Consider the following 26,368-nt stretch of genomic DNA (forward strand, 5'->3'; position numbering starts at 1 on the left):
AAATAAGTTTCATGAAGATAGCAAATTCAATATATCAATGAGAAGCACTGCAGCAGATAATATTAAGTTTAATTAAAAGAAGAGAGATCTTAATTAAAATAGTTTTTGATTAATATTTTAAATGTTAAGTTTTTAATAAACTTACAAATATAAAAGCCTTATTGTCCATCATAAAGTTTTGTAAATCTATATGAAGTAAGTTTCGGGAAGATCTAGAATTTTAAGTATCAATGAGAAGTATAACAGCAATAATAAATAATAGAGAAGTAAAGATTTTTACGCCTAACAGTCACAGTTGTGACATTAGGCTGGGTCAAGTGTCTTTATTGCTTAGAAGTTTCGAGATGGATTGACAAGATGCCCTTTAGAAAATCAAAAAAGAGAAATAATGATTAAACCTGTTACTATGCAGGTATTTTTTTCTTTTACATGAAGTATATTAATAATAAATCGATTTCTGCAAGTAAAACTAAATTAATAGATTTTTATTCTGCAATAATAGGGAATTTTAGTTTGCAATTTACAGGAATATTAATTGCAATCCTTTAAAGTTGGTAAAAATATTATGAACTTAACTTCGTGAAGATCTAATAATTTAGTGATAAAAGAACAATTAATTCAATTAAACATACTCATTAGAGCTTTAAATGAGTATGTTTAAGAGTTAATGACTATATTTATTCAGAAAATCAAAATAATAAAAAAGAAAAAATTAAAAGAGCTGTCGTTTAACAGTCGTATAACATGGGATTGGCGTCATGCCTTCTGTCACAAAGCTTGCAATAATAGCTGCAAGAAATTTGGAAGGCAAGCTTTCCGCCAGTTCCTGACGGAATCAGGCACGAGCGCAAATCCCAGTAACGTTATACGCAATTCCCCTAGCTAAACTTTTAATTCTGGAAGATAAAAATTTACAATTCAAAAGGAGGAAATATATATGGGAATTGATAAAAGTAAAGATGATAATGAGGAAAAATTTAAATCTTTAATAGAAAATATTGATCTAGAAGAAATTAATTTGGAGAATGAAGAAGCATTAGATAAAACAAAAGAACTTTTTAGAAATACTATTGATTTTTTTTCAGTTCAACAAAAACATCGTAATAAAAATAGAGAGAAAACTAAACAAGTATATGGAAAAATGGCATATGGACATATGGTCTGTTTAGGAGCAATTAATAGTTTAATAAAGCGCTACAATTCAAAACCAGGAAAAACTAATGAAAAAATAACTAATTCTTTATCTTTATTATCTTCTTTTTTGCAAAGTATAGATATATGTGAAGTAACAATTACTGAGAGTACTTATGTTCAAGCTACAGCTTTATTAAAACAAGAAATGGAGATTATATCAGCTTTTGAAGAAATTTGGAAAGATAAAAGAGAAGATGGTATTACCCCGAATGTATCTCATTTAGAATTTGGTTTAAATGAATTATATGGAGATATAAATGATATTGCTCATACAGGTAAGCAAAAAATATTAAATGATTTCTATCAAGTTGATTTTCAAACTGGTAATAAAATTAATCCTACTAGTATTACTCCAGTTTTTGATAAAAAATTAGCAAGAAGGTTGTATGGATTACATTTAGCTTTGATGATTCAAGGCGCTCTTTGTTTAGATCAACTTTTTAAAGAAATGTATGATGATGGATTTACAAAAGAAGAATATATATTTATCAGCTATGCAGGTGAAACTTTGGTTAAAGAAGGTTGGCTTGTTTCAGAAGAAGAAAAAAATAAAAATCCAAAGTGGCCTGAACCTAAATAAATATTTTTATCAGATATTTCAATTTAAAATAAATAAGATATAAAGGTAAAAATTAGTTTATTTAATGTGATTAAATTTTTTGACAAACACCGATTTTGAGTTATGTTTTAATAAAAAACTGGAATAATAAAAATTTAATCAAAATTAATTTTAAAATCATATATTGAGTGTTAAACAAAAACTGAAATCCTACGGGGAACAGCGTATAACATGGGATTGGCGTCATGCCTTCTGTCATAAAGCTTGCAGGTTAACCAATTACGTATATGAAAAAGCAAGCTTTACGCCAGTTCCTAACGGAATCAGGCACGAGCGCAAATCCCAGAGACGTTATGTGACATCGAAAAAGTTCTAGGGGGTATATTTTGAATAAAAAAGAAATGTTTTTAAAAGCAAAAAACGGTTATCTTTCATTATTAGGATTTGACAATATTATTAATAAAGCTCCTAAAAATGTTGATGTTCCAAACACTGATTTTATTGTTTCAAATGATGAAAAGTCAATGATTATTGGATTTAAAAATAAAGACCCTCAATTTTTATTCAATTATTTAAAGAAGAATCCTAAAAAATTGAATGAATTTTATATTGGCTCAGATTTTTTTCTTGCTAAGAGTGATAATTTGAATGTGGATCTAATAATAAAAGCTTCAAATTTAAATATTTTTTATATTTTACTTGAAATTCTTGATGAAACAAAAGAAAGCATTACATATAAAGGAGCTCCATTTTATTTATATGCTGAAAGCCCTTCGGTTTGGTGTATAATTATGCATTATATAAATAATAAAAATGATCTAATAAATGAAGAATATAGAAATATTAAAAGTTATATGGGAGAAAAGCAATTTACAAATAAAGTTAAGTCTTTTATTAAAAACAAACAAAAACTAATTGTTTTTGTTGAAGGAGAAACAGATGAAAAATATATAAATAAAGCATTAAAACTTCTAAAACCTGATTTATTAAAATATATTGAAATAAAATGGGTTGGAAAACTAAAAAGTAATGGAAGAACTTTTAATACTGGAAAAAGAGGATTAGACTCATTAAAAAATGTGTTATCCGCTAACCCTGAGTTAATAAATAATAAAATAATTTTATTATATGATTCAGATACTAACAAACCTAAAGAAAATTTTAAGAATTTATATGTTAGGAAAGTCCCATTTATTGAAAACCGAAAAATAACTAAAGGGATTGAAAACTTATTTGAAAATCATTTAATAAGTGAAGAATTTTATTCAGAAAAAGAATATTTGAGTGAGTATGGCGAAAGGAAAAGAATAGAACAGTTAGATAAAATGAAATTATGTGATTATCTATGTAACCAGACTGAAAAAGAAATATTTAAAGATTTCGAATCAATAATAAAAATATTTGAGAGAATACTTAGCAAGTATAAATTCGACGTCACATAACATGGGATTGGCGTCATGCCTTCTGTCATAAAGCTTGCAATATTATGCAGCAAGAAATATTAAATCAAGCTTTACGCCAGTTCCTGACGGAACTAGGCACGAGCGCAAATCCCAGTAACGTTAAGCAACATGATATCTTTCTGTTTGGTCCGGTATTTATAGAGAAATTAAGTATTTTTAATGACAATCGTAGAATCAAATTTTTTTAAGGAGGCATATATGGAGATAGATAACTTTGATATGGATAATAAGCCAAATGAATGGCCTGCAAATGCTATTGAGTGTCAATTAGATAACATTTATACTCAGTTAACTAGTTTTAAAGAGGAGTCGTGTTATAAAAATAAGGAAGTCTTGTTATCATTAATTAGCGATTATGATTTAAATCAAAGCTCAATGTTGGGACTTGTTCGAACTACTGATTATGAAGTAGCTCTAATAAATACACTTTTTTTTGAAGCTATGTTTTTAAATCTCAGTGCGTTAAAAACATATTTATATGAGCTAGTAGGTCATAAAACAAGAATGCAAAAAATGGCATCATTGGTTTCAGAAGGAGACATATCACTAGAAATAGAAGAATTCAAAGGATTATTTCATTCATTAAAGCTATATCATATCACATATCAACAATTTAATGTTGAAAAAAATGGTTCTTATACTGAAAATCTGGTTGAAGTTGTAGAAGAATTTATAGAATTCTCAAAAGAGAATGACCCGGAAAATATATTCGAAAAAAATATTGAAATGATTACAAAATCCTACATTTCACTACTTAATGATATAAGCTATTTCAGGTGTATAAAAAGAAATAAAATTTGGGCTTTTTCTCGTAATGAAATTTACAAGTTATTTAACTTAGCAGCAAAGCTTAGCAAACTCAATGGAGATTCTCCAGTAGTAAGTCCATTAAAAGGGGTACTTATGACAAGTATAAGTAATTATATCTTGAAATCACGTAATGACTACAATAAAGATTATATTTGCAAGTACATCAGTTCTGAAGTGGCTAAAAAAAGTATTGATAATCATGAAATATGGATGTCAAAAATTGAAAATTTAAATGATGAGAGGGAACAAAGAGTTGTTCCTGAATTGTTTGAAGAAGCTGAGTGGATTAACCATTCATGGGCAAATAATATTAATTTTGAATCTAAAAGAGAATATTATGTTTCATCATTTTCTAAGACATTGAATGATTCAATTATGAAAAAAGAATATGGGGCGTGTATATATGGGTATAAAGATGATCGGATGGTAGAAGTGCTATCTCCGATAATGTATCGATATAAAAAAGATGATACAAAATCTCCAGCATTTTCTCAAGTTATTGCCTTTGATGTAATCTATGATAGAGAAGAAGCAAAAAAAGAAATTAAGTTTCTCTGTGATGTAATTGACTGTTTTGATATAAGTGATGTTGATAAGAATAGTTTTTTAGAAGAGATTCTACAATATTGGATATTATCAGTTAAAGATAAAAAATGGGCATATGAACGTGAACGCAGATATGTTTTATTTATGTATGATGATTATGATTATAAGGAAATAGATACAAAAAACCCTAGTTTTCTAAAGTTAAAAACATCACTATTTATTCAACCTGATTTTATTCTAGGTGAAAATCCAGTTAAGCCGTTTATTAGAAAGATGGTTGAAAATAAGAGAAAAGCAATTTATACAAAGCCTTATTTATTTTGTAATAATTGTTTAAACAGAGATTTTGATATTGTTGCGGGAGGAATAAAAGAAATTAATTCATGTACAGTTTGTGGTTCTCAAAATATATCATTAAAAAAGCCGAGTAAATAAATTTTGTGTTTACATGAGTAAAACAAGATAGTTTTAGGGGGCTTTGTACATATTATTTTGAAGGCATCCGATATCACGTCGCTTAACAGCAAGGTTTACGGTTTCGCTTCGCTACACCCAAATTCATTCGGCAAGGGCAGTCGCCCTAAACCTCATGAACTTCGTAAACCTGCAGGACGTTATCTGACATGCTTTGTTTATATAGAGAAAGGAGTTTTTATATGGATAATAAATTTGAAAAATTTAATGAGAAACTAAAAATATTCTCATGTTATTTAATTTTTGCATTAATCATTCTAATATTAAGTGGTTTTATGGAAAAATTTATTATTGAATTTGGGTTTATAAGAAGTGTATATTTATCAGGAAACAACTTTTATCAGAGTTTTTTATTAAGTTTATGGGGGATACAAACTACTATTTCTATATTAACTTTTACATTGATTCCTTTTATTCTTTCAAAGTTAGATATAAAAGTTTTAGGTATGAATTCATTTAAATTTTTAAATACTGTAACTGTATTTAAAATCAGATATTGGGAAAGTTTAATTTATTCTTTAATTCTTATTTTATTAAATGGTTGGTTTGTTTTAGAAGAAAAATATTTGTCAGTTTTTTTGGTATTTGGATTCACAATATTATTTGTAAGTACTCTTACTAGAAAAACATTTAAATATATAATAAAACCAGATAAATTAGAATCTGAAATAAAAGAGATTATAAAAAAAGAATTAAAAGAATGTTTATCTGAAGAAAAAGAAACACTAAGTAGTAATATTATTAATTTAAATCAAGATTTTGAGGAAAATATAAAACGAGGTAATGTGATTAAAGCTATTAATGAATTGAATTTTATTAGAAAATTATTTTTTATATCAGACAAAAACGCTTCATCAAGCAATAAGGAAATTACAAAAGTTTTACATGAATTATTAAAAGATAATGTAAATACTTTAATAAAAAATGATTATATTACTGAAGCAAAGGAGTTTATTTTAGAAAGTTATAATAAATTTTTCGAATTAGAAGAACCTAAATTCAAATTAGATTTATATATAGAGGTTCAAAGTTGGATGGAAAAATTAAGATATTATGATAGAGTCCAATTAAAAAAGATAAAACCAATTGATTTAATAAATTATTTTTATAAAAATCCTGTAAAAAGATTAAATTATGGATCATTGGATAAGGATTTATTCTCAAGATATAGTTATATAATAACTCAGAACAGTAAATTAAATTTCAAAGAAAAGTATAATATATTTTATAGATTATTAGAAAGAAATATTTTAATAAATAAAAATGAAAATATGCTGACAGCATTAGAAATATTAAAAACTCTGTTAGACTTTGAAGATATAAAAATGTTTGCAAGAGGTATAAATTATGTTTTAAATATGAGTGTTAGTAAGGAAAAAGAGAGTAATATTATAATATTAACTCTTTCTATATATTTTTATTATATTATTTATAAAAATGAAGAAATACATAATGGATTTAGAAACAACTTAAAAAAAGTAGTTGAAGGAATTGAAATTATAGATTTTACAAGTCATTTTAGTAAAAATGTTGTATTCCCAAAGGAAATAATATTAAACGAAAATATTTTTAAATATTATGAGAAAGTAAGAGATTTATTATTAAATCAACTTAAATGGGAAGAAACACCGACTATAAATTTTTCTGGAGAAGCTCATATTATGAAAATGCCTTTTGTTATTAAAGAATTTTTTGTTTTTTATGTTTTTACTTATGGCAATGTCTATTTGGAAAAAGATATAAATAATAATTTAAGTGAAGATGAACTATTTTCTATATTGGATAGTTTTTTTGATAATGAAGGTGAATTGAAAGAAAATATAAAATCAAATTACAATAATTTTTTAGAATTATATAAAACAGAAAAACAACAAGATAAGATCAAAGAATTTTATCAATTATTCAATAAAACATATAAAGAAAAACATCTTAATAGAGTTTTAGATTTATCTTATAATATAAATAAGATAAATAATAATTTTAATGTTTTTCAAAAAGAAGAATTAAATTTACTTAATAGTATATCTTATTTAAATTTATCAGATAAAAATGTAAAAAGTAAATCAAAAACTTTTTCTCATAATATTACAGTTCCTACTCAATCTTTAGAAGAAGAGTATTCTCTAAAACAATTGAAAGGAAGTTGTAAAGATTTGGTGTTACAAACTATTAAGAAAAAGTTAATTAATATATTTGATGTGATTCTTATAGATGCAAGAACTGATTCGGGTTTAAAATCTATAATAACCAAATTAAAAGAATTAGAATCTAATATAGATGTTGCTTTTGAAAGCGATTTTTTATTAAGTTTTATATTTAGAAAATCAAATTTTGAAGGTGAATATTATCGGTTAACAAAAAACATAAAAAGATATGAAAATAAATATAATTACAATTTTTATATAAATAGCAGTAAATTTAATTTTTATTTAGGTGATTTTAATATACAATTATTAAATATTAAAGAAGAAATGATAAATAAAGATAATATTGATAAAGAAGATGGTTTATTTAAAATAGCGACTATGAATGATGTTAAAGTTTATTTATCTGAAGAAGAATTAAAAGAATATTTATGTAAGATGAATAGATTAATAAAATTAGAATATAAACTATTTATTTCTGACGAAAAAAATAACGGTTTTATTATTAAAATGAATTAGACATTTTATGACGCACGTCAGATAACATGGGATTGGCGTCATGCCTTCTGTCATAAAGCTTGCAGGTTAACCAATCACGAATACGAAAAAGCAAGCTTTACGCCAGTTCCTGGCGGAACCAGGCACGAGCGCAAATCCCAGGGACGTTATCCGAAATCTAATTTAAAGATCTTTTTAAAGGAGAAATTTAATATGTATTGTTGTGAGGTATGTTTTAGTGATAAAAAAATAGTAGGTTATATTAAACAAAATGGTAGTAAAAATAATTGTGATTTTTGTGGTGCAAAAAATGTTGCTTGTATAAATCCATTAGAATTACAAGATTTATTTGTAAATTTAATTGATTTATATACTCCTTATAAAGAAATAAATTATACAGAAAGGAATTTCAGCGGATCATTAGCAGAATTAATTCAATATGAATGGAATATATTTAATAATAATTTAACTAAAAATAATCAAAATAGTCTTTTAGATAAAATAAGAAATGATAAAGGTAATGAAAATTTTTATAGTTCTTCTGAATTATGGATAGATTTTAAATATGATTTTCTCATAAATTCTGGAGTAGGTTATTGGAGTATTTTATCAGAAAAACTAAAATATCATACAAGATTTATAATAAATCAATCTACTAATAATGAACAACAATTTTTTGATTTATTAAATGAATCTATAGAGATCGCAAAAACTATATTATCAGAAGGTTGTAAAATCTATAGAGCAAGAATCGGAAGTAAAAAAGAGAAAAATAATAAAATAAATCAAAAATATGTTCCGTATAAAGAAATGGGGGTTCCTCCGAGAAATAAAGCAAGTGCTGGCAGGGCTAATCCATCTGGGATACCATTTTTATATTTAGCATCTGATAAAAAGACAGCTTTATCTGAAGTAAGACCTTGGAAAAAAGCAAAAGTTTCAATTGCAAGTTTTTTGACAAATCAACAGTTGAAAATTGTAGATCTAACTGATATTGATAATATAAAATCTCCTTTTGAATTTCAAGATAATCTAAAAAGAGAAATAGAGAAAAGATATTTTATAAAAAATTTAAGTTATAAATTAGCAAAACCAATAAATCCAAATAAATCTGATATAGAGTATATTCCGACTCAATTTATTACTGAATATATTAAGATGAAAAATTATGATGGTATAAAATTCAAAAGTGCTATGGGACCAGGTAATAATATAGTTTTATTTAATGAAAAAGTTGTTACTCAAAAAAATAGTAACCTGTTTGAAGTTGAAAATATTGATTATAAGTTTCATGAATATAAAAATTAGTTCTTAATATAGTGTTTATAAAATTAGACTTCGGATAACATGGGATTGAAGATTCCGCTGCGCTCCATGCAAATTTATTCGGCAAGGGCAGTCGCCCTAAGCCTCATAAACTTCTTAAATCCCAAGAACGTTATCCGAAATAACTATATTCGAGAAAGGAGTTTAAATATGTATATTAAAAAAATAGCTATATCAGGTTATAAAACTTTAGTAGATTTTAAATTTGAAGAGATACAAGAAGGTTTAAATATATTAGTTGGAAAAAATAATGTAGGGAAAAGTAATATTTTAAAAGCACTTGATATATTTTTTACTCGGCAAGGCACATTAAAAGAAGATGAGATTGCCAATTCTTTTGATTCATTTTTAAATAATCGAGACAACATATATATGGAAGTAGTTTTTGCTGATGCTTCTGATATGTTTGGTAGTAACAGAAGTGAGATTACTTTAAAAATTAATTTAAATGAAAATAATAGGAAATATATGATTAAATTAAAAGGAAAATATAAAAACATGTCTAAAGATAGTTTTTTTAAAAATAATCCAAAATATATTTATTTTGGTGATTTAAATGAAATGAATTTTAATTCAAATGATTTGCAAGAACTATATTCTATAAATAATGCGAATGAAAGAAGAAAAATTGAAACTAATGCTTCCCAGTTTTTGCAATATATTTTAAACACTAATATTAATATTTCAATTAATTTGAATAACGATAGTTCTTATAGCATAGATGTAATTGATAGCTATGGAAACAGTAATTTGTTATCTAATAAAAGTTCTGGTCTACAGCAATTAGTTTATTTAGGGGTAGTTTTTTCTTTTAATTTGTTAAAAAAACCTAAAAATATTATTTTGGGTATTGAAGAACCTGAATCTAATTTACATACTTCTTTACAAAAAAGACTTTTCAAAAGGATAAGAGAAATTTCTGAAGCGTATTCTGTACAGATTTTTTTGACAACACATTCTCCTGTTTTTATAGATAAATTTAATTACGAATCTGTGCATCATGTAAAAAGAAACAATAATATGCATACGAAGGTCTTAAAAGAAAGTTATAGAAATAATTGGTTTAATATAAGAAAAGATTTAGGATTAGGTATTAATGATTCTTTATTTGTCGGAGAGTTCAATTTGCTTGTAGAGGGACCTACTGAAAAAATTATTTTTCCAAAAATAATAAAGATATTACATGATAAGGACTTAATTAGTTTTGGCGAAGAAGATATTAATTTATTGAGTGCTCAAGGAGCACCAAACTTGCATTATTTTTCAAAATTAATATCTCAAATGGGGTTACCAACTGTTATTTTAGTAGATAAAGATCAACAAGGAAATAATGCAAAAGAAAAAATTGAAGACGATAACCGTTTTAACAAATTAAAAGTCATCTCTTTAGATAAAGAAGGACATGATAAATGTGAAATTGAAGATTTAATAAATAATGACCTTTTATTAAATAGTATAAATGAGTTATATAATAGTTCACTGAATGAAGAGGATCTATTAAGAGCTCGAAAAAATGAATATCATGAAGAGTCAGGTTTAATAAAATTTTCAAAGGCATTTAAAAAATTTGATTTAGAAAAAAATAGAGATTTATCTAAATTAAATCTTGCAACAATAATAAAGAGTGGTTTAAATGAAGAATATGATTTAGAATTAATTAAAGAATTTTTTATGAAAATTGATAATTTTTATAAAGAGTTTATGTAATATAGTTACTTCGGATAACATGGGATTGAAGATTCCGCTGCGCTCCATACAAATTCATTCACTAAGCGCAGTCGCGCTAAGTTCATGAACTTCTTAAATCCCAGTAACGTTATATGACATAATCGTTAATATTTAGGAGGAGTTTAACATGAAAAGTCAAGGTTTTAAATTTACTAAGGTTTTAAACCATGGAACTGATAATCCAATTATAAATAGATTGTCTTTTCAATTTTTTGAACTATTTAAAACAAATCTAATAAATTTATCTGATAAAAAAATTGAAAAAATAAAAGAGCTACTTCATGAATGTACTTTAGATTTAATTAAAGCACAAGAATTATTTAACAATTATTTAGAAAAACAAAATAAAACCATTAAAGAAATTATTGATAATGAAAATTTTAAAATACAGGATAATATTATACAATATGATGATCCTTCATACGAACTAAATAAATATTTTGAAGATTTTTTAATAAGAAATGTTATAGCTTTAAGAAAAACAATTAAAATTGCAGAATGTGTTTTTGATCAAGAATTTGATGGACCTAAAGATTTATTAAAGCATTTACAAGAAGTATTTGTTGATAAAGAAGAATACATAAAAATGTTAGAAGAAGATAGCAAATGGTTTAAGGAATTATATGATTTTAGAGGAGAAGTTGAACATTCAAAATTAGAAATAACAAACTTTGAACTCTTCTTAGATAAAAATGATAAACCATTAGTAAAGAAACAAATTCTTGTTGATAAAAATTGTACACTAGAAAAATATATGGATGTTACATTATATAATGTTTTTTCTTATTGTGAAGATTTTACAGCAATGTTATTAAAATTACATTGTTCCGAAAAAGTAAGAATTATTCAAATACCTGAAGAGCAAAGAAAGAATAATAAAAATTTCAAATATACTTTTGATCTTTGCGAAGATTTAAAAAGTAAAATATTTAATGATGATAAAGGTTAAATTAAACGATTACGTCATATAACATGTGATTGGCATCATGCCCTCTGTCATAAAGCTTGCAGGTTAACTAATCAAGGATATGAAAAAGCAAGCTTTACGCCAGTTCCTGACGGAACCAGGCACGATTGTAAATCCAAGTAACGTTATATGAAACCGTAGCAAAAAATTTAATAACTAAAAACTTGACACATAAAAAAATAGTGCTGCAAAACTTTCAGCACTGTTAATTAAATCTAATTTCAAGTTTTTTACCAAGTGCGTGAGCAACTTTATCAAGAAATTAAACACTCGGATTATAATCATCATTTTCTAGTCTGGAAATAGCAGACTGTTTAGTTCCTATTCTATCTGCTAATTCTTTCTGAGTTAAATCATTTTCTATTCTATACCTAATTATTTGTTTTTTTATTTCATACATAACATTCAGCTTTTCATATTCTTCTTTAACTTTTTCAGATTCAAAAAGCTAATTCTTAAGATCTTTGTGATCTATAAATTTCTTTTTGTTTCACCTCACTTGATAGAGTCAAGTCTGTTAAGAGCAATATCTATTTCTCTTAGAATTTTAGCCTTTGCTTTAGCTGGCTGTTCTTTAATAAATTCAATTACTGGAGATTTATTATTTTTTGCATAATACTTAATCTTATACATAATCTATTCACTTATTGCTGTATAAATGCAGGATTTTTTTTCTTTTACATGAAGTAAGTTAATAATTAATAAATTAATAGATAAAGCTACGGCATCATGTAACATGGGTTTGGCGACATACCTTCTGTCACAAAACTTACAATTTAAATAATTATTGATGCTGAAAAATAATTTTTTTGCCAGTTCCTGGCGGAAAAAAGTAAATCGCAGTAACGTTATACGAAAGAATGCACACAAGATAGGGTGATTAAAAATGAAGAGAAGGGGTATGGTCTACCTAAAATAGCTAATATTTTCAAGAATAAAGATGTTATGAATCAAACTAATAAGTTAATTAGGTTACTTTCATTTCAAGAAAAAGATAACTTAATTGAAAGAGTTTGTAAACTTAATTTATCAGATGATAAGAAAGACATGATTTTAGGAAATAATCTTCAAATAATATTAGATAACTAAAAAAAGAACTTCGCCTAACAGCAGATTAGCTACATCCCATTTTGATAGGATGAATGAAAGCGGGGATTACTGATGTGCAGATGTGAGTTTTAATTATGAGTTGGAGCGATACGTGGATGTCTCGAATCTGCGGGACTTTATATGACATTGAGCTAACTGAAAATATTATTTTTTTCTTACCCGGGTCAATTTTCAATTAATAAAAGGGTCTAATAGTTGGCATAATTTCATCATCTTTCTCATTTAATGGATTGATGCAGATACCAGAGAGAAAAAATAGAATTAAAGCATTAAAAGAGATAAAAGAACTTATGAATATGGAGATAAGATTCTGCCATCAGATAATGTTTTTAAATTTAAAAAAAAGGTGATGATAATGAAAATAATTAATTTTAATAAGAATATTTCAGAAGAGTTTTATTGGTTTAATGAAGCAAGAGAATATTATTGTGATGAGGGATTAGTAATTAAAACTAAATCTGATACTGATTTTTGGCAGAGAACTCATTATGGTTTTAAAAGAGATAATGGGCACTGTTTATTAACTAAACTTAGAGGAGATTTTTCTTTTACATACAAACATATGTATTGTATAATTATAGTAGAAAGGAGGTGAAAAATCAATGCGGTTATCATTTAAATTTAAGCCTAAATTAAACCATAAGCAGTTAGTGATAATTAGGGAATTAGCCTGGCATTGCTCTAAATTATATAATACAATTAATTATAAAGTAAAAAATAATAAAGAGCAAAAACCTGTCTATACTCAATTAGAAAAACAGTTTAAAAATAACTGGCATAATGAATACCTTCATTCTCATAACAGACAGCAGGCATTAAAACAATTAGCTCAGGACTGGAAAAGTTTTTTTGCTTCTCTCAAAGATTATAATAAGAATCCTCAAAAATATAAAGGGCAGCCAGGACCGCCAAATTTTAAACATCTAAACAGCAACCCCTGCGAAATAATATTTACCAACTTAGCTATTAGAATTAGAAATGATAAATTGCTTTTGTCCTTATCTAAAAGAATACAATCTAAATATAATGTGAAAGCTCTTAATTTTGAGCTGCCTGAAGCAGTTCAAAGCATTATAGATTTAGATGCTGTTCAGCAGATAAAGATCAAGCAGGATCACATCTCTAAAAAATGGTATCTTTTAATTATCTACAAAGTTAAAGAAGCAAAAGAAAGTAAGAAATCCAACATGATGGCAGTAGATTTGGGGCTTGATAATTTAGCTACCTTAACATTTAAAAATAATTCTGAGTGTTATATTATCAATGGTAAAACTATTAAATCTAAAAACGCTTACTTCAATAAAAAAATTGCTAGACTGCAGAGTATCAGAATGAAACAGCAGAGTACCAGCAAAATTAAAGATACCAGCGAGATAAAAAGACTCAGATTAAAGAGAAGAAATTATATTAGAGATTATCTCCATAAAGCAAGTTGGAAAATAGTTGATTTAGCAGTTGGAAATAAGGTGTCTGCTATTGTAATTGGAGATATAAAAAATATTAAGCAAAGCAGCAAGCTTAAGTCTTTTGTCCAAATACCAATTCAGAGATTAGTTGAACTAATTGAATATAAAGCTAAATTAAATGGTATCAAGGTTGTTAAAATTAATGAAAGTTATACCTCTGGCTGTAGTGCACTAGATCTAGAAAAAATAAATAAAAGCAACTATAATAAATCCAGAAGAATTACAAGAGGTCTCTTTAAAACTAATCAAGGTCTATTAATTAATGCAGATCAGAATGGCAGTCTTAACATTCTTCGCAAATACCTAAAAAATAAATGTATTCTCAGACCTATTAAACAGGCGAGAGATAATGGATATGTGGCCAATCCTTCAAGATTAAGGGTATCCTAATAACTTAGGAGGCGACTTAAAAACCAAACATCTTGTAAACTAACCTAGTAATATAGGTTGAAGTTTAATCTATATGAAGTAGTTAGAAGCACCATCCGACGCGAAGCTAGTATCTTTGATGAAAATCTATAATTTAGGTGGTGAGGTTCACGATCAATGTGGATTAATTGTAAGAATAGATCAAGATAATTGGATTAAGGTCTCTACAGAATATGAAAACGAAAATATAAGTAGATTAGAATCAGTTGTTACGAATTTAGGTTATTCTGATTGGGCAACAACAGATATATCTTCGGAGATTAAATCAATGTGGTATCGAATTAGTAAAAATGGTAATGATTTTTTAATTGAGAATTCTAGGGGTGGAGAAAATTGGAAACAAATTAGAATAACTCACCTTCACCAAGAAATAGAAGAGTTAGAAGTAGGTATTTATGCTTGTAGCCCTCAAGATAGTAGTTTTCAATGTAAGGCAGATAAAATAATAATAGACAAAAACAAATGGGGGATAGATAAATAATTATTTTGGTAACTTCACATAACATTCAGCTTTTCATAATCTGACATGGCACAAGTTCAGAAAATGTTTTCTTGAAAGTATCTCGTGTAACAATTTTTAGTTCTTTTTAAAGTTGGAGATATATCACAGAAAAATAGTTTTAGAGTAAGAAGTGTATGATGATAATAAAATATTATAAAAAAAGGTGGTATAAACATTGAAATTTATTGATTTAAGTCATTATTTTGAGAATAATATGCCAGGATTTAAGATGAAAAATGAAGATGGTACTTATACTAAATATACTGCAAATATAAAACCATTTTTAACTCATGAAGAATCAAAACCTAAATATCAGGGAAAAGCTTCTTTTGAAATAACAGAAATTTTATTTCAAACTTCAATTGGTACTTATATTGATTCACCTTATCATAGATACCCAGATGGTAGAGATATTAGTGAAATTAAAATTAATGAGGTAATTCTAGCGGGGGTTGTTATAGATGTCCGAGGAAGAAATGAATTTGAATCAGTAGATTCAGATATTATTCCAAATGATTTAGAGTTAGAAGATAAAGCGGTTTTATTTAATTTTGGATGGGATAAATATTGGGGTGATGATAAATATCATTCATATCCATATATATCAGAAGAATTAATCGAATATTTAATTGATAGAGGAGTAAGACTTGTTGGGGTTGATACATTAAATATTGATAGTTCAAGGAAAATGAAACGTCCTGCTCATACTTTATTACTTAAGAATGAAATTTTTATAGTAGAGAATTTAACAGGATTAGAAGAATTATATGGGAAAAAATTTAGATTTTTTGCAGTTCCTTTAAAAGCTAAAAATGTTGCTGCTTTATCAATTAGAGCTTTTGCAGAAATTTTAGAGTAATTATAGGTAATAAAATATATGTGATATAGAGAATATGCTTGTTAAGCTCACTTATTCTTAGTGTCCCATTTTCTTTATCTAAAACTGCCAAGAAAAATCCATCCAAGCTATGCATTGGGTTGAGATGAATTGGCTATTTACTTTGATTTTCAATATATTTTTTGATTATCTCAATAGTAGCATCACCCGTAGATACAATATAGTAGCTCCTAGACCAAAAATTAAACCTCCATTTTTCTTTTACATACAAACATAGCGGTTATCATTTAAATTTAAGCCTAAATTAAACCATAAGCAGTTAGTGATAATTAGGGAATTAGCCTGGCATTGCTCTAAATTATATAATACAGTTAATTATAAAGTAAAAAATAATAAAGAGCAAAAACCTGTCTATACTCAATTAGAAAAACAGTTTAAAAATAACTGGCATAATGAATACCTTCATTATCATAATAGACAGCAGGCATTAAAACAATTAGCTCAGGACTGGAAAAGTTTTTTTGCTTCTCTCAAAGATTATAAAAAGAATCCTCAAAAATATAAAGGGCAGCCAGGACCACCAAATTTTAAACATCTGAACAGCAACCCCTGTGAAATAATATTTACCAACTTAGCTATTAGAATTAGAGATAATAAATTGCTTTTGTCCTTATCTAAAAAGATACAATCTAAATATAATGTGAAGGCTCTTAATTTTGAGCTGCCTGAAGCAGTTCAAAGCATTGTAGATTTAGATGCTGTTCAGCAGATAAAGATCAAGCAGGATCACATCTCTAAAAAATGGTATCTTTTAATTATCTACAAAGTTAAAGAAGCAAAAGAAAGTAAGAAATCCAACATGATGGCAGTAGATAATGAAACAGCTGGGTACCAGTAAAATTAAAGATACCAGCGAGATAAAAAGACTAAGATTAAAGAGAAGAAATTATATTAGAGATTATCTCCATAAAGCAAGTTGGGAAATAGTTGATTTAGCAGTTGAAAATAAGGTGTCTGCTATTGTAATCGGAGATATAAAAATATTAAGCAAAGCAGCAAGTTTAAGTCTTTTGTCCAAATACCAATTCAGAGATTAAAAGAATTAATTGAATATAAAGCTAAATTAAATGGTATCAAGGTTGTTAAAATTAATGAAAGTTATACCTCTGGCTGTAGTGCACTAGATCTAGAAAAAACAAATGTATTCTCAGACCTATTAAACAGGCGAGAGATAATGGATATGTGGCCAATCCTTCAAAATTAAGGGTATCCTAATAACTTAGGTGGCGACTTAAAAACCAAACATCTTGTAAACTAACCTAGTATTATAGGTTGAGTTTTAATCTATATGAAGTAGTTAGAAGCACCATCCGACGCGAAGCTAGTATCTTTGATGAAAATCTATGATTTAGGTGGTGAGGTTCACGTTCTATCATCCCGAATTAGATACTTATTTAATTGGAAATTTTAATGATACTTCATATATAAGAAAAGGTCTTAAGTTTATGAAAAATATTATTAAAGAATTATTAAAATAACAGATAATAAAAAACACAAGATTTACGCCAGTTACTGGCAGAATTAGGTACAAGCAAATATCCCAGGGACATCGATGTTAGCACTAAAAATAACTAGGCTATTTTAAAAAAGGGGGAATCATGAATGAAGAAAAGAAGAATGGGAAGTACCGGTTTAAAGGTATCAGAAGTTGGTTTTGGAGCCTGGCAGTTGGGTAATACAAAGAATTGGAAAGGCGCCACAGATAGAGAGGCGATCAAACTTGTTCATAAAGCTATAGATTTAGGATGTAATTTTTTTGATACTGCTCCAAACTATGCAGGTGGGAAGAGTGAAGAACTTTTAGGTAAGGCTTTAAAGGGGAAAAGAGAGCAAGTAATAATCAGTACTAAGTTTGGCCATTTCGCTGATGGACATACAGATTATCGCCCTTCTTTAATCAAGAATTCGGTCGAGAACAGTTTGAGAAAGCTTCAGACAGACTACCTTGACTCCCTATTGCTACATAGTCCACCTCATGGAATTATGAGAGGGGAGCAGAATCATTATCAAATTTTAGAGGAATTGAAACAGTCTGGTAAGATTAAAAGTTATGGTGTATCTGTTGATACTAGTACAGAAATGAAATATGTTTTAGAAAATAGTGATTCAGAAATCTTGGAGATATTTTTTAATATTTTTCATCAAGATACTAAAGATGCTTTCCCTTTAGTTAAAGAAAAGGATGTCGGGCTAATAGTAAAAGTTCCTTTAGATTCAGGTTGGTTAACTGGTAAATATGATCACAATAGTGAATTTTCAGGTATAAGAGAACGCTGGTCACCTCAGGTTATTAAAAGAAGGGCAGATTTGGTTGAGAGGGTGAAGGAAATAAAGAGTGAAAGTAATAGTATGGTTCAAGAAGCTTTAGAATATATATTGAGTTATCCCGAGGTTTCGACAGTTATTCCGGGTGTTAGGAATGAGAAACAGTTAAAGGAAAATTTGAGTGCATCTGATAATATAACTTCAGAGAGGGTTAAAGAGTATGAGAAACTCTATAGTGAAAATATAGAGGATAATTTATTGCCTTGGTAAGGAAGATAGGGTTGGCCTAGCGCTGACCCTTTTTTTTGTTTAAGGCACAGTCACATTGGAATCCTAGGGAGCTTATGTAATATTATGCTAAGTAATCACTGCTACTGTAACATCAATTTCCACCCATGACTACTTCAACAGCATCAATGTGTGTATAATGTTTTTGATGTTGATGCAGGTGTTTTTTCCTATTAAAAGAATTATATTATTAATGTCTTTAATTAATAAAGATATAATAATCTTAAAGGAAATAGAAAAATGGTACAATAAGGATCTAATTTAAGAAAATTTATATCTTGATTTATCTTCAATTTATCAAAATTGCTTACTTTCATAAAAGGTTTAATTTTTCTATACCAAAATCATTTATCAGAACTTATTATTCTTTTGGGTTATTATTTCTTGACCCTTCCCTTAGTGGAGCATTTATACTTATATTTACAAGAACAGATGTGTGAAAGGAGCTAGTATTTATGTATCAAATAGGAGAATTCTCTAAAATAAACAGAATAACTGTTAAAACACTAAGATATTATGACAGAGTAGGATTATTGAAACCAGCATTTGTAAATGATGATAATGGATACCGTTATTATACTTCTGAACAATTACCAATAATACACAAAATTATTGCTTTAAGGCAGATGGACTTTTCCATTAATGAAATTCTAGATTTACTTAAAGGTGAAAATGATAATATTATTTTTGAGAACAAGAAAGAAAAAATCCTAAATGATATTCAAGAAAAGAAAAAACAATTAACACAAATCACACATTATCTTGAAAAAAATAGGGAGGGATTTAAGATGAGTTATGAAGTTTTATTAAAAGAATTACCAGAGGTTATTGTTTATGCAAAAAGAATGATGATACCTAATTATGATTATTATTTTGAGGCTGTACCTAAGATTGGTAAAGAAATTAGTGAAGTAAATCCTGGTTTAAAATGTGCTAAGCCAAACTATTGTTTTACAATTTATCTTGATGGAGAGTACAAAGAAAAAGACTTTAAGGTAGAGATTTGCGAGGCAGTTACTAGTTTTGGGAAAGAAACTGATGAGATTAAATTTAAAAAGATTAATAAAGTTGATAATGCTGCTTGTGTCTTTCACAAAGGTTCTTATGATAAGATAGGGGAGGCATATGCTCATCTCTTTAAATGGATTGAAGATAATAACTATATTGCTAGTAATAAACCAAGAGAATCATATATTGATGGCATTTGGAATAAAGAAAATGTATCAGATTGGTTAACAGAAATACAAGTACCTCTTTAGAAATTATAATATAATATCTAAAATCAAAAGGAGCTAAGATTAAAATGACTAATAAAAGTAGAGAAATAATAAAGTTCTGGTTTGAAGAATTAAGTCCAAAACAGTGGTTTATTTCATCTGAAGAGCTTGATGCCCAAATTTTTGAACGTTTCGGTGAGATTCATGATGCTGCAGTTAGGGGAGAACTGGAATCTTGGCGAGCGACTCCAGAAGGAAGCCTTGCAGAAATAATTGTGCTGGATCAATTCTCGCGAAACATTTATCGAGGACAGCCTGGCGCCTTTGCAAATGACCTTGCCGCTTTAGTTCTGGCCCAGGAAGCTATTAGAAAAGACTTCCACACTGAGGTTGAAACTTTTAAGCGCAGTTTCTTCTATATGCCATTTATGCACAGTGAATCCTCCAAAATACACGAAAGAGCAGTTAAACTTTTCGATGAGCCGGGTATGGAGGAATACTTAGATTATGAATTCAAGCACAAAAAAATAATAGAACGATTTGGAAGATATCCACACCGCAATCAAATACTCGGACGCAGTTCTACTTCCGAAGAAATTGAATTCCTTTCTCAGCCAGGCTCTTCCTTTTAACTGTATTTAAGAAATGATATTGTTTTTTGGCAGAAAATAGATGCCTATTCTAATTTAATTATTAAATAAGTAATGGTATAATAAAAGAAACTAGAAACCAAAAAGGTGAATACTATGCCTAATTATAAAAAAATAAAGGGACTAATAGAATTATTACGGCCAGAATTGCCTTTTGCTGCAGGAATCTCTGTAATTATAGGAGAAATTATCACACTTGGTAAATTACCTTCTTTATCAGAATTATTTTTGGGTTTTATGTGGGGTTTTTTACTATCTGGATCGGCAATGATTTTAAATGACTTTTTTGATATTGAAGTGGATAAAATTAATGCACCAAATAGACCTCTACCCTCAGGATTGGTTTCTTCAAATACTGCTATAGTCTTTACTATTATTATAAGCTTGCTTGGATTGGTCATATCTTTTTTTATTAATAAAGCAGCTATTTTATTATATATAATTTTTTGGTTTATTGGTTTCCTATATAATTGGAAGTTAAAAGAAAAAGGTTTGTTGGGTAATTTATTTGTTAGTTCCTCAGTTGCAGTTACTATTATTCTTGGAGCGATAGCAGTTGGTAATCCCTGGAATGAGGCTGTTCTGATTTTTAGTCTAATGCTTTTTGTTTTTGACCTTGGAGAAGAAATTGCAGCAGATGCAATGGATATTGAGGGAGACAAAAAGAGAAATATAAAATCAATTGCAATACTTATTGGGAGACAAAAAGCCCTTAATATTTCATTCTTATTATTTATGATTTATATTATCTTAAGTTTTATACCAGTAATTTTAAATTTATTTGGAATCAGTTATTTAATTATTATTTCTTTAACAAATAGTATGATCTTAATTTGGGGGATAAAACTCATTAAAAGTTCAACTATCAAAGAAGGTCGGATTTATGTTCGCAGATTATATCTTAGTGGCCTTTTGGGATTTCTTTTAATTATTATAAGTATGATTGTTATATAGATTTACAGGGACTAAAGCGATTTAATATAAAAATAATTTAAAGTCTAACTAGAAACACTTAAATCTTATTTTTTAAAAAACAAGGAGAGAAAAGATGAATATTCCAAAAGATATCATAGAATTGATAGAAAATGAAAATTTATGTGCAATGGCTACCTGTTTGGAGAATAAACCCTACTTATCACTAATGAATTTTACCTATTTAGAAAACGAAAATAAAATTATTTTAAGCAGTAGAAAAAATAGCAGAAAATATTCTAATATTCAAAAAAACAAAAACATATCCTTGCTGATATCCTCAAGTTCTAATAAACAGAGTGCAACTCTTTTAGGAACTGCTGTGACAATAGATGATAAAAACGAAAAGAAATATACAGAAATGCATAAGGAAAATATTAATATGCCTCAATTCATCTCAGGTAATAATATAGGTTTAATTGTTTTTAGCATTGAAGAAATTATTATTTCAGACAGTCAGGATCAGGTTAAATATATTAAAGAGGATGAGTAAAATGAAAATTGAAGTTGATTATTTGGAATTTATGTGGCCAATGAGGCACTTTCTGATAACTTGTGGAGATATTGAAGGTAAATCAAATATAATTGCTGTTAGTTTTTGTATGCCAGTAGCAAAAGAGCCTCCACTTATTGCTTGTGCAATAGGCAAAGACTTCTATTCTTCTAAATTAATCGAAGACACAAAAGAATTTATAGTAAATGTTCCTTCAAAAGAACTTAAAAAAGAAATATATTATTGTGGTTTTCACTCAGGCTATCAAGTGGATAAATTTAAGGAAACTGCTTTAACTAAAAAACCAGCTGTAAAAGTAAAGGTCCCTATTATTGATGAATGTATAGCTTATATGGAATGTAAGGTTACACAAAAAATAATAACAGGAGATAAAAATCTGTTTATAGGTGAAGTAATAGAAGCAAAAGCTGATGAAGATATAGTCAAGGGAGAAAGAAAAATTGAATATGCAAAAGGGGATTTCCCGAGAAAAGTATATGCTACACGATTTAATAAAAAATAAAGGAGTCGATTATGAAAGTAATATATTTTGCAGGAGGATGTCTATGGGGTGTACAGGCTTTCATTAAAACTTTGCCTGGGGTTAAAATGACTGAAGCTGGCAGAGCAAATGGAAAAACTAAAACGCTTGCTGTTGATTACGATGGTTATGCTGAATGTGTAAAAACCAAATATGATCCAAACATAGTGTCTTTGGAGCAATTGATAGATTATTTCTTTGAAATTATTAACCCCTATAGTTTAAATAAACAGGGTAGTGATGTTGGCAAAAAATATCGCACAGGTATCTACAGCAAAAATCCAAATGATTTGAAAAAAGCAAAAGAACATATTGGAAAAAGAAATGATTGTGACAGAATTGTTGTAGAAGTACTACCGCTGACTAATTATGTAAAAAGTGCTGAAGAACATCAAGATAGATTGGAAAAATGTCCGGATGATTACTGTCATATTCCTAAAAAATTACTGAATAAATACTAATTTTATTTATAAATAAATGATGACATCATCTATCCTAACCAGATTAATAATTGCTTTAAAATAAGAATAGCTCTCATATGCTTGACATTAAGCTTGTTTTTTCCTATAATCTTTATTAGAAGATCAAGCCTAAGTTTTCTGCAGTATTTAAAAAAATAATAAATTTGATCAAAGTTTGATTTTATTTGTTTAAACTGGAATTTGATACAATTTTAGGAATTGTTTCGAATTGCAGTTTTTCTATTTTACAAAACAAATCCAGGGGGAGAAAACTATGGAGATTAGAATAATTGAAGATTTTGATCAAGAATTACTTGATAAGTTAGTAGAACTTGAAACTAGAACTTTTCGAGAATGTGGTTTATCAAAATGGGAGTTAGTTCCTTTGATTCAACACGGAAAACTAATAGTGCTATTTGATGATCAGGATCCAGTTGGGTTTTTAGAACTTATGAATGATTGGGATGATGAAGATACAGCTTATTTATATGCTTTAGCTATAGAAGAAGATTATAGAAATCAGGGATTAGGAACTAAACTTATTAAATCAGGTATGGAATTATTAATTGAAGATGGTTATTCTAAAGCAAGTCTGACAGTTGATCCTGATAATGAGCCGGCTATTCATGTTTACAAAGATAAATTAGGATTTGAAAAGAAAAAACACGAAAATGATGTTTATGGAGAAGGAGTAGATCGCTATTATATGGAATTAGATTTAGCTGAATATGCTAAAAATAAAGATAATGATTTTATGAAAATAGCTTCATAAGTTATATTTTTACCCTTCCACTCTGGAAGGGTTTTTATATTTTTGATAAAAATGATGATCACATTATTATGTGTTATAATATAATAAACATAGAGCCTAAAAAACTGATCCTATACTAAAAGGGGAATAAAATAATGAAAAATGAAAAGAAAATAGAAAAAGAAGTTTTAAATAAACAATCTCAACACTGGGAAAATACCTTTAGTAGAAAAAAAGATATGTTTGGTCTAAAAGCAAGTTATTCTGCCCAAGCTGCAGCAAAAAAATTCAAAAATGAAGGAAAAAAGAAGATTCTTGAATTAGGGGGAGGACAGGGAAGAGATACAATTTTCTTGGCTCAAAATGGCTTTGAAGTTTACGTTTTAGATTATTGTGAGACTGGAGTTGAAGCTATTAATGAAAAAACAGAGGCAATGAATTTATCAGATTCCATTACCGCAAAATGTCATGATCTAAGAGATCCACTTCCTTTTGCAGATCAAGAATTTGATGCTTGTTATTCTCACATGTTGTATTGCATGGCTTTTACAACTGCAGAATTGGAATTTCTTTCAAGTGAAATAAACCGAATATTAAAGCCAAATGGTTTAAATATATATACAGCTAGAAATACAAATGATGCTGATTACGGGACAGGCATTCACTGTGGAGAGGATATGTATAAAGTTGGCGGCTTTGTGGTTCACTTTTTTAGCAGGGATAAAGTAGAACACTTAGCAAAAGGGTTTGAGATAGATGAGATTAGTGAGTTTGAAGAAGGAGGACTTCCCAGAAAATTATTTTTAGTGACACTTAGAAAAAATAATAATTAAAATGATTATCTATAATCTTATCAAGATCAAATGGCCTGATCTATAATCAGTCAAAACAATAGGAGGAAGTAAATATTGAATTTGACAGAAATTAATAATTTAACACCTGACTGCTGTGCTGCTGCAAAAATAGATATCAATGATTGTTATAAAGATGAAAAAAGACCTTTAAAAAATATTTCAGCTGCTGTTAAATCTATTATTGTTGTGGCACATCACATTGAAAATTCTCAGGAATGGATCTGGACTCAAATGAGATCCGAACGAGGAAATTCAACCTGTATAGCTGATTTACATACAAAGGATACTATAAGAGATATAAAAGATTATCTTAAATTAAAAGGATTTAATACAAAAATTGTAGCTTATCCAGGAGTTAGTGGGGTAAGATTTAAAGAACTTGCTAATAAAACAAGTCTCGGTGAAATAGGAGATAATAACTTATTTTTGCATAAAGAATGGGGTCCTTGGGTTCATTTAAGAGTTTTGTTAACTGATGCTGAAATATATAATTCTGAGCCGACTTATTCAAGTGAAGTCTGTATTCATTGTGGAAAATGTATTGAAGCTTGTCCAGTAAATGCTTTGAGTCAAAATGATTTTAATATCCAGCGATGTAAAGAAAGACATAAAAAATTAAACTCTGCTCACAGTTGCGAAATATGTGCACGAATATGCCCAATTGGAGAAGAACCTCCAAAAATTGAATAGATTTCTTAAAAGTCTACAAGTTATAATAAAATTTATATAGTTTTTATTTTCACAATATTAACAGTATTCTTAATAATCTTTACAAATATTTTTTTCTATGGTATAATATATCAAACTTTAGGAGGCTAAAGTTAATGAATTTAAAGGGGGTGTATTTATGAAAATAAGTTCTGAAAATGTTGTTTACAGTATGTCTTCAGAAAATGAACCTGCAGCATCTTGTCAGCCAGGAGAAACCGTTACCTTCGAAACAAAAGATTGTTTCAGTGACCAAATTCAAAGTGAAAATGTTTTATTTGAAACTACTGATTGGGATACGGTTAATCCTGCTACAGGTCCCTTAAAAGTTGAAGGAGCAGAACCAGGTGATACCTTAAAGGTTGAAATCAAAAAAATGACTTTAAATAATCAGGGAGTTATGGTGGCTGTTCCAGAAATGGGATTTTTAGCAGAATTTATCGAAGAATCAGAAACTAAAATTATTCCTATTGAAAATAACAAAGTAGTTTTTAATGATAAAATTAAGATTGATTTAAATCCTATGATAGGAGTAATTGGTTGTTCTCCAGGTGAAGATGAAGAAGCAGTGCCTTGTGGTACTCCTGGTTCTCACGGTGGTAATATGGATACAAAAGTTATTACAGAAGACTCTATATTATATTTTCCAGTTAAGGTTTCTGGCGCCATGCTTGCAATGGGTGATCTTCATGCTGCAATGGGTGATGGTGAAGTAGTTATTAGTGGAGTAGAAATAGCTGGTGAAGTAACTGTTAAAGTTGATGTTATTAAAGGAAAATCAATTACTGATCCGATGGTAGAAAGAGATGATGCATTTTATACGATTGCCTCTGGGCCAACCCTTGATGCAGCAGCAAAGAAAGCAAGTAATAACATGTTTAAATTTCTGAAGCAGAGGTTAAATTTAGAAAATAATCAAATTGCAATGTTGATGAGTATAATTTGTGATCTACAGGTTTCTCAAGTAGTCGACCCAGAAAAAACTGCAAGAATGCGTGTTGATAAAAAAGCTCTAACAGAATATAATATTGAGTTTTAGTCTAACATAAAATAT

At 28.0% G+C, this 26,368-nt stretch carries 29 protein-coding genes; 26 read left to right on the forward strand and 3 right to left on the reverse strand.

What is annotated here, in order from left to right; all coding sequences use genetic code 11:
- Positions 1-937 precede the first annotated feature (937 nt).
- The 7 genes from HSACCH_RS05260 to HSACCH_RS05295 all read left to right on the forward strand — a co-directional run bounded on the left by HSACCH_RS05260 (position 938) and on the right by HSACCH_RS05295 (position 11,691).
- Positions 938-1,774, forward strand: coding sequence for a hypothetical protein (locus tag HSACCH_RS05260; RefSeq protein ID WP_005488422.1), 837 nt, complete (start codon positions 938-940; stop codon positions 1,772-1,774).
- Positions 1,775-2,139: 365 nt separating this feature from the next.
- Complete coding sequence (locus HSACCH_RS05265; protein ID WP_005488423.1) at positions 2,140-3,195, forward strand: hypothetical protein; 1,056 nt, start codon at positions 2,140-2,142, stop codon at positions 3,193-3,195.
- Positions 3,196-3,414: 219 nt separating this feature from the next.
- Positions 3,415-5,007: a hypothetical protein gene (locus HSACCH_RS05270; RefSeq protein ID WP_005488425.1), complete on the forward strand. Its 1,593-nt coding sequence runs from the start codon at positions 3,415-3,417 to the stop codon at positions 5,005-5,007.
- A 221-nt stretch (positions 5,008-5,228) separates the two neighbouring features.
- Entirely contained in the window at positions 5,229-7,709 is a 2,481-nt protein-coding gene (locus HSACCH_RS05280; RefSeq protein ID WP_005488427.1) for a hypothetical protein, read from the forward strand.
- Positions 7,710-7,901: 192 nt separating this feature from the next.
- On the forward strand, positions 7,902-8,996 hold the full coding sequence (locus HSACCH_RS05285; RefSeq protein WP_005488428.1) for an RES domain-containing protein: 1,095 nt from the start codon (positions 7,902-7,904) through the stop codon (positions 8,994-8,996).
- A 168-nt stretch (positions 8,997-9,164) separates the two neighbouring features.
- A complete protein-coding gene (locus HSACCH_RS05290) occupies positions 9,165-10,721 on the forward strand; it encodes an ATP-dependent nuclease (protein WP_005488429.1) in 1,557 nt (518 codons plus the stop codon).
- A 148-nt stretch (positions 10,722-10,869) separates the two neighbouring features.
- On the forward strand, positions 10,870-11,691 hold the full coding sequence (locus HSACCH_RS05295; RefSeq protein WP_005488430.1) for a hypothetical protein: 822 nt from the start codon (positions 10,870-10,872) through the stop codon (positions 11,689-11,691).
- Positions 11,692-11,971: 280 nt separating this feature from the next.
- Here the strand turns inward: HSACCH_RS05295 and HSACCH_RS14020 are convergent, their stop codons facing one another.
- Both HSACCH_RS14020 and HSACCH_RS13860 read right to left on the reverse strand, forming a co-directional pair.
- Positions 11,972-12,109, reverse strand: a complete 138-nt coding sequence (locus HSACCH_RS14020; RefSeq protein WP_005488431.1) for a helix-turn-helix transcriptional regulator — start codon at positions 12,107-12,109, stop codon at positions 11,972-11,974.
- A 95-nt stretch (positions 12,110-12,204) separates the two neighbouring features.
- Positions 12,205-12,342, reverse strand: coding sequence for a hypothetical protein (locus HSACCH_RS13860; RefSeq protein WP_005488432.1), 138 nt, complete (start codon positions 12,340-12,342; stop codon positions 12,205-12,207).
- Between the two features lie 312 nt (positions 12,343-12,654).
- On the opposite strand from HSACCH_RS13860, the gene HSACCH_RS13925 reads away from it, so the two are divergent.
- From HSACCH_RS13925 to HSACCH_RS05325, 5 genes are all read left to right on the forward strand, one after another.
- The gene (locus HSACCH_RS13925) at positions 12,655-12,798 is read left to right on the forward strand and encodes a hypothetical protein (RefSeq protein WP_160162753.1); all 144 of its coding nucleotides are present in this window, start codon (positions 12,655-12,657) and stop codon (positions 12,796-12,798) included.
- Positions 12,799-13,174: 376 nt separating this feature from the next.
- Complete coding sequence (locus HSACCH_RS05310; RefSeq protein WP_005488436.1) at positions 13,175-13,414, forward strand: DUF1349 domain-containing protein; 240 nt, start codon at positions 13,175-13,177, stop codon at positions 13,412-13,414.
- 7 nt (positions 13,415-13,421) lie between these two features.
- Positions 13,422-14,675 (forward strand): RNA-guided endonuclease InsQ/TnpB family protein, encoded by a 1,254-nt coding sequence (locus HSACCH_RS05315; RefSeq protein ID WP_005488438.1) that lies wholly within the window; start codon positions 13,422-13,424, stop codon positions 14,673-14,675.
- A 118-nt stretch (positions 14,676-14,793) separates the two neighbouring features.
- Positions 14,794-15,195 (forward strand): DUF1349 domain-containing protein, encoded by a 402-nt coding sequence (locus tag HSACCH_RS05320; protein WP_005488440.1) that lies wholly within the window; start codon positions 14,794-14,796, stop codon positions 15,193-15,195.
- A 196-nt stretch (positions 15,196-15,391) separates the two neighbouring features.
- On the forward strand, positions 15,392-16,075 hold the full coding sequence (locus HSACCH_RS05325) for a cyclase family protein (RefSeq protein WP_005488442.1): 684 nt from the start codon (positions 15,392-15,394) through the stop codon (positions 16,073-16,075).
- Positions 16,076-16,208: 133 nt separating this feature from the next.
- On the opposite strand, the gene HSACCH_RS14275 is transcribed toward HSACCH_RS05325, so the two are convergent.
- On the reverse strand, positions 16,209-16,325 hold the full coding sequence (locus HSACCH_RS14275; RefSeq protein WP_084815744.1) for a transposase: 117 nt from the start codon (positions 16,323-16,325) through the stop codon (positions 16,209-16,211).
- A 51-nt stretch (positions 16,326-16,376) separates the two neighbouring features.
- Here HSACCH_RS14275 and HSACCH_RS14280 point away from each other — a divergent pair, with 51 nt between their 5' ends.
- The 14 genes from HSACCH_RS14280 to HSACCH_RS05385 all read left to right on the forward strand — a co-directional run bounded on the left by HSACCH_RS14280 (position 16,377) and on the right by HSACCH_RS05385 (position 26,353).
- Positions 16,377-16,952 (forward strand): hypothetical protein, encoded by a 576-nt coding sequence (locus HSACCH_RS14280; RefSeq protein WP_005488443.1) that lies wholly within the window; start codon positions 16,377-16,379, stop codon positions 16,950-16,952.
- Complete coding sequence (locus tag HSACCH_RS14285; RefSeq protein ID WP_005488444.1) at positions 16,930-17,151, forward strand: IS200/IS605 family element transposase accessory protein TnpB; 222 nt, start codon at positions 16,930-16,932, stop codon at positions 17,149-17,151. Before HSACCH_RS14280 ends, HSACCH_RS14285 begins: the two co-directional genes overlap by 23 nt.
- A gap of 8 nt (positions 17,152-17,159) precedes the next feature.
- On the forward strand, positions 17,160-17,318 hold the full coding sequence (locus HSACCH_RS14290) for a zinc ribbon domain-containing protein (RefSeq protein ID WP_407635729.1): 159 nt from the start codon (positions 17,160-17,162) through the stop codon (positions 17,316-17,318).
- A gap of 398 nt (positions 17,319-17,716) precedes the next feature.
- Entirely contained in the window at positions 17,717-18,649 is a 933-nt protein-coding gene (locus HSACCH_RS05335; RefSeq protein ID WP_005488445.1) for an aldo/keto reductase, read from the forward strand.
- 473 nt (positions 18,650-19,122) lie between these two features.
- Complete coding sequence (locus HSACCH_RS05340; RefSeq protein ID WP_005488448.1) at positions 19,123-19,926, forward strand: MerR family transcriptional regulator; 804 nt, start codon at positions 19,123-19,125, stop codon at positions 19,924-19,926.
- Positions 19,927-19,970: 44 nt separating this feature from the next.
- Positions 19,971-20,516, forward strand: coding sequence for a DUF924 family protein (locus HSACCH_RS05345; protein WP_005488449.1), 546 nt, complete (start codon positions 19,971-19,973; stop codon positions 20,514-20,516).
- 114 nt (positions 20,517-20,630) lie between these two features.
- Positions 20,631-21,488, forward strand: a complete 858-nt coding sequence (locus HSACCH_RS05350) for a UbiA family prenyltransferase (protein ID WP_005488451.1) — start codon at positions 20,631-20,633, stop codon at positions 21,486-21,488.
- Between the two features lie 94 nt (positions 21,489-21,582).
- Entirely contained in the window at positions 21,583-21,999 is a 417-nt protein-coding gene (locus tag HSACCH_RS05355) for a pyridoxamine 5'-phosphate oxidase family protein (protein ID WP_005488453.1), read from the forward strand.
- 1 nt (position 22,000) lies between these two features.
- Positions 22,001-22,522, forward strand: a complete 522-nt coding sequence (locus HSACCH_RS05360; protein WP_005488454.1) for a flavin reductase family protein — start codon at positions 22,001-22,003, stop codon at positions 22,520-22,522.
- Positions 22,523-22,533: 11 nt separating this feature from the next.
- Positions 22,534-23,001 (forward strand): peptide-methionine (S)-S-oxide reductase, encoded by a 468-nt coding sequence (locus HSACCH_RS05365; protein WP_005488455.1) that lies wholly within the window; start codon positions 22,534-22,536, stop codon positions 22,999-23,001.
- 274 nt (positions 23,002-23,275) lie between these two features.
- Positions 23,276-23,773: a GNAT family N-acetyltransferase gene (locus HSACCH_RS05370; RefSeq protein WP_005488456.1), complete on the forward strand. Its 498-nt coding sequence runs from the start codon at positions 23,276-23,278 to the stop codon at positions 23,771-23,773.
- A gap of 134 nt (positions 23,774-23,907) precedes the next feature.
- Positions 23,908-24,585, forward strand: coding sequence for a class I SAM-dependent methyltransferase (locus HSACCH_RS05375; RefSeq protein ID WP_005488457.1), 678 nt, complete (start codon positions 23,908-23,910; stop codon positions 24,583-24,585).
- A gap of 75 nt (positions 24,586-24,660) precedes the next feature.
- A complete protein-coding gene (locus HSACCH_RS05380) occupies positions 24,661-25,296 on the forward strand; it encodes a 4Fe-4S binding protein (RefSeq protein WP_005488458.1) in 636 nt (211 codons plus the stop codon).
- Positions 25,297-25,453: 157 nt separating this feature from the next.
- Positions 25,454-26,353 (forward strand): acetamidase/formamidase family protein, encoded by a 900-nt coding sequence (locus tag HSACCH_RS05385; RefSeq protein ID WP_005488459.1) that lies wholly within the window; start codon positions 25,454-25,456, stop codon positions 26,351-26,353.
- The last annotated feature ends 15 nt before the right edge of the window (positions 26,354-26,368 follow it).

It is taken from the genome of Halanaerobium saccharolyticum subsp. saccharolyticum DSM 6643 (assembly GCF_000350165.1).
GTDB classification, from domain to species: Bacteria; Bacillota; Halanaerobiia; order Halanaerobiales; family Halanaerobiaceae; genus Halanaerobium; species Halanaerobium saccharolyticum.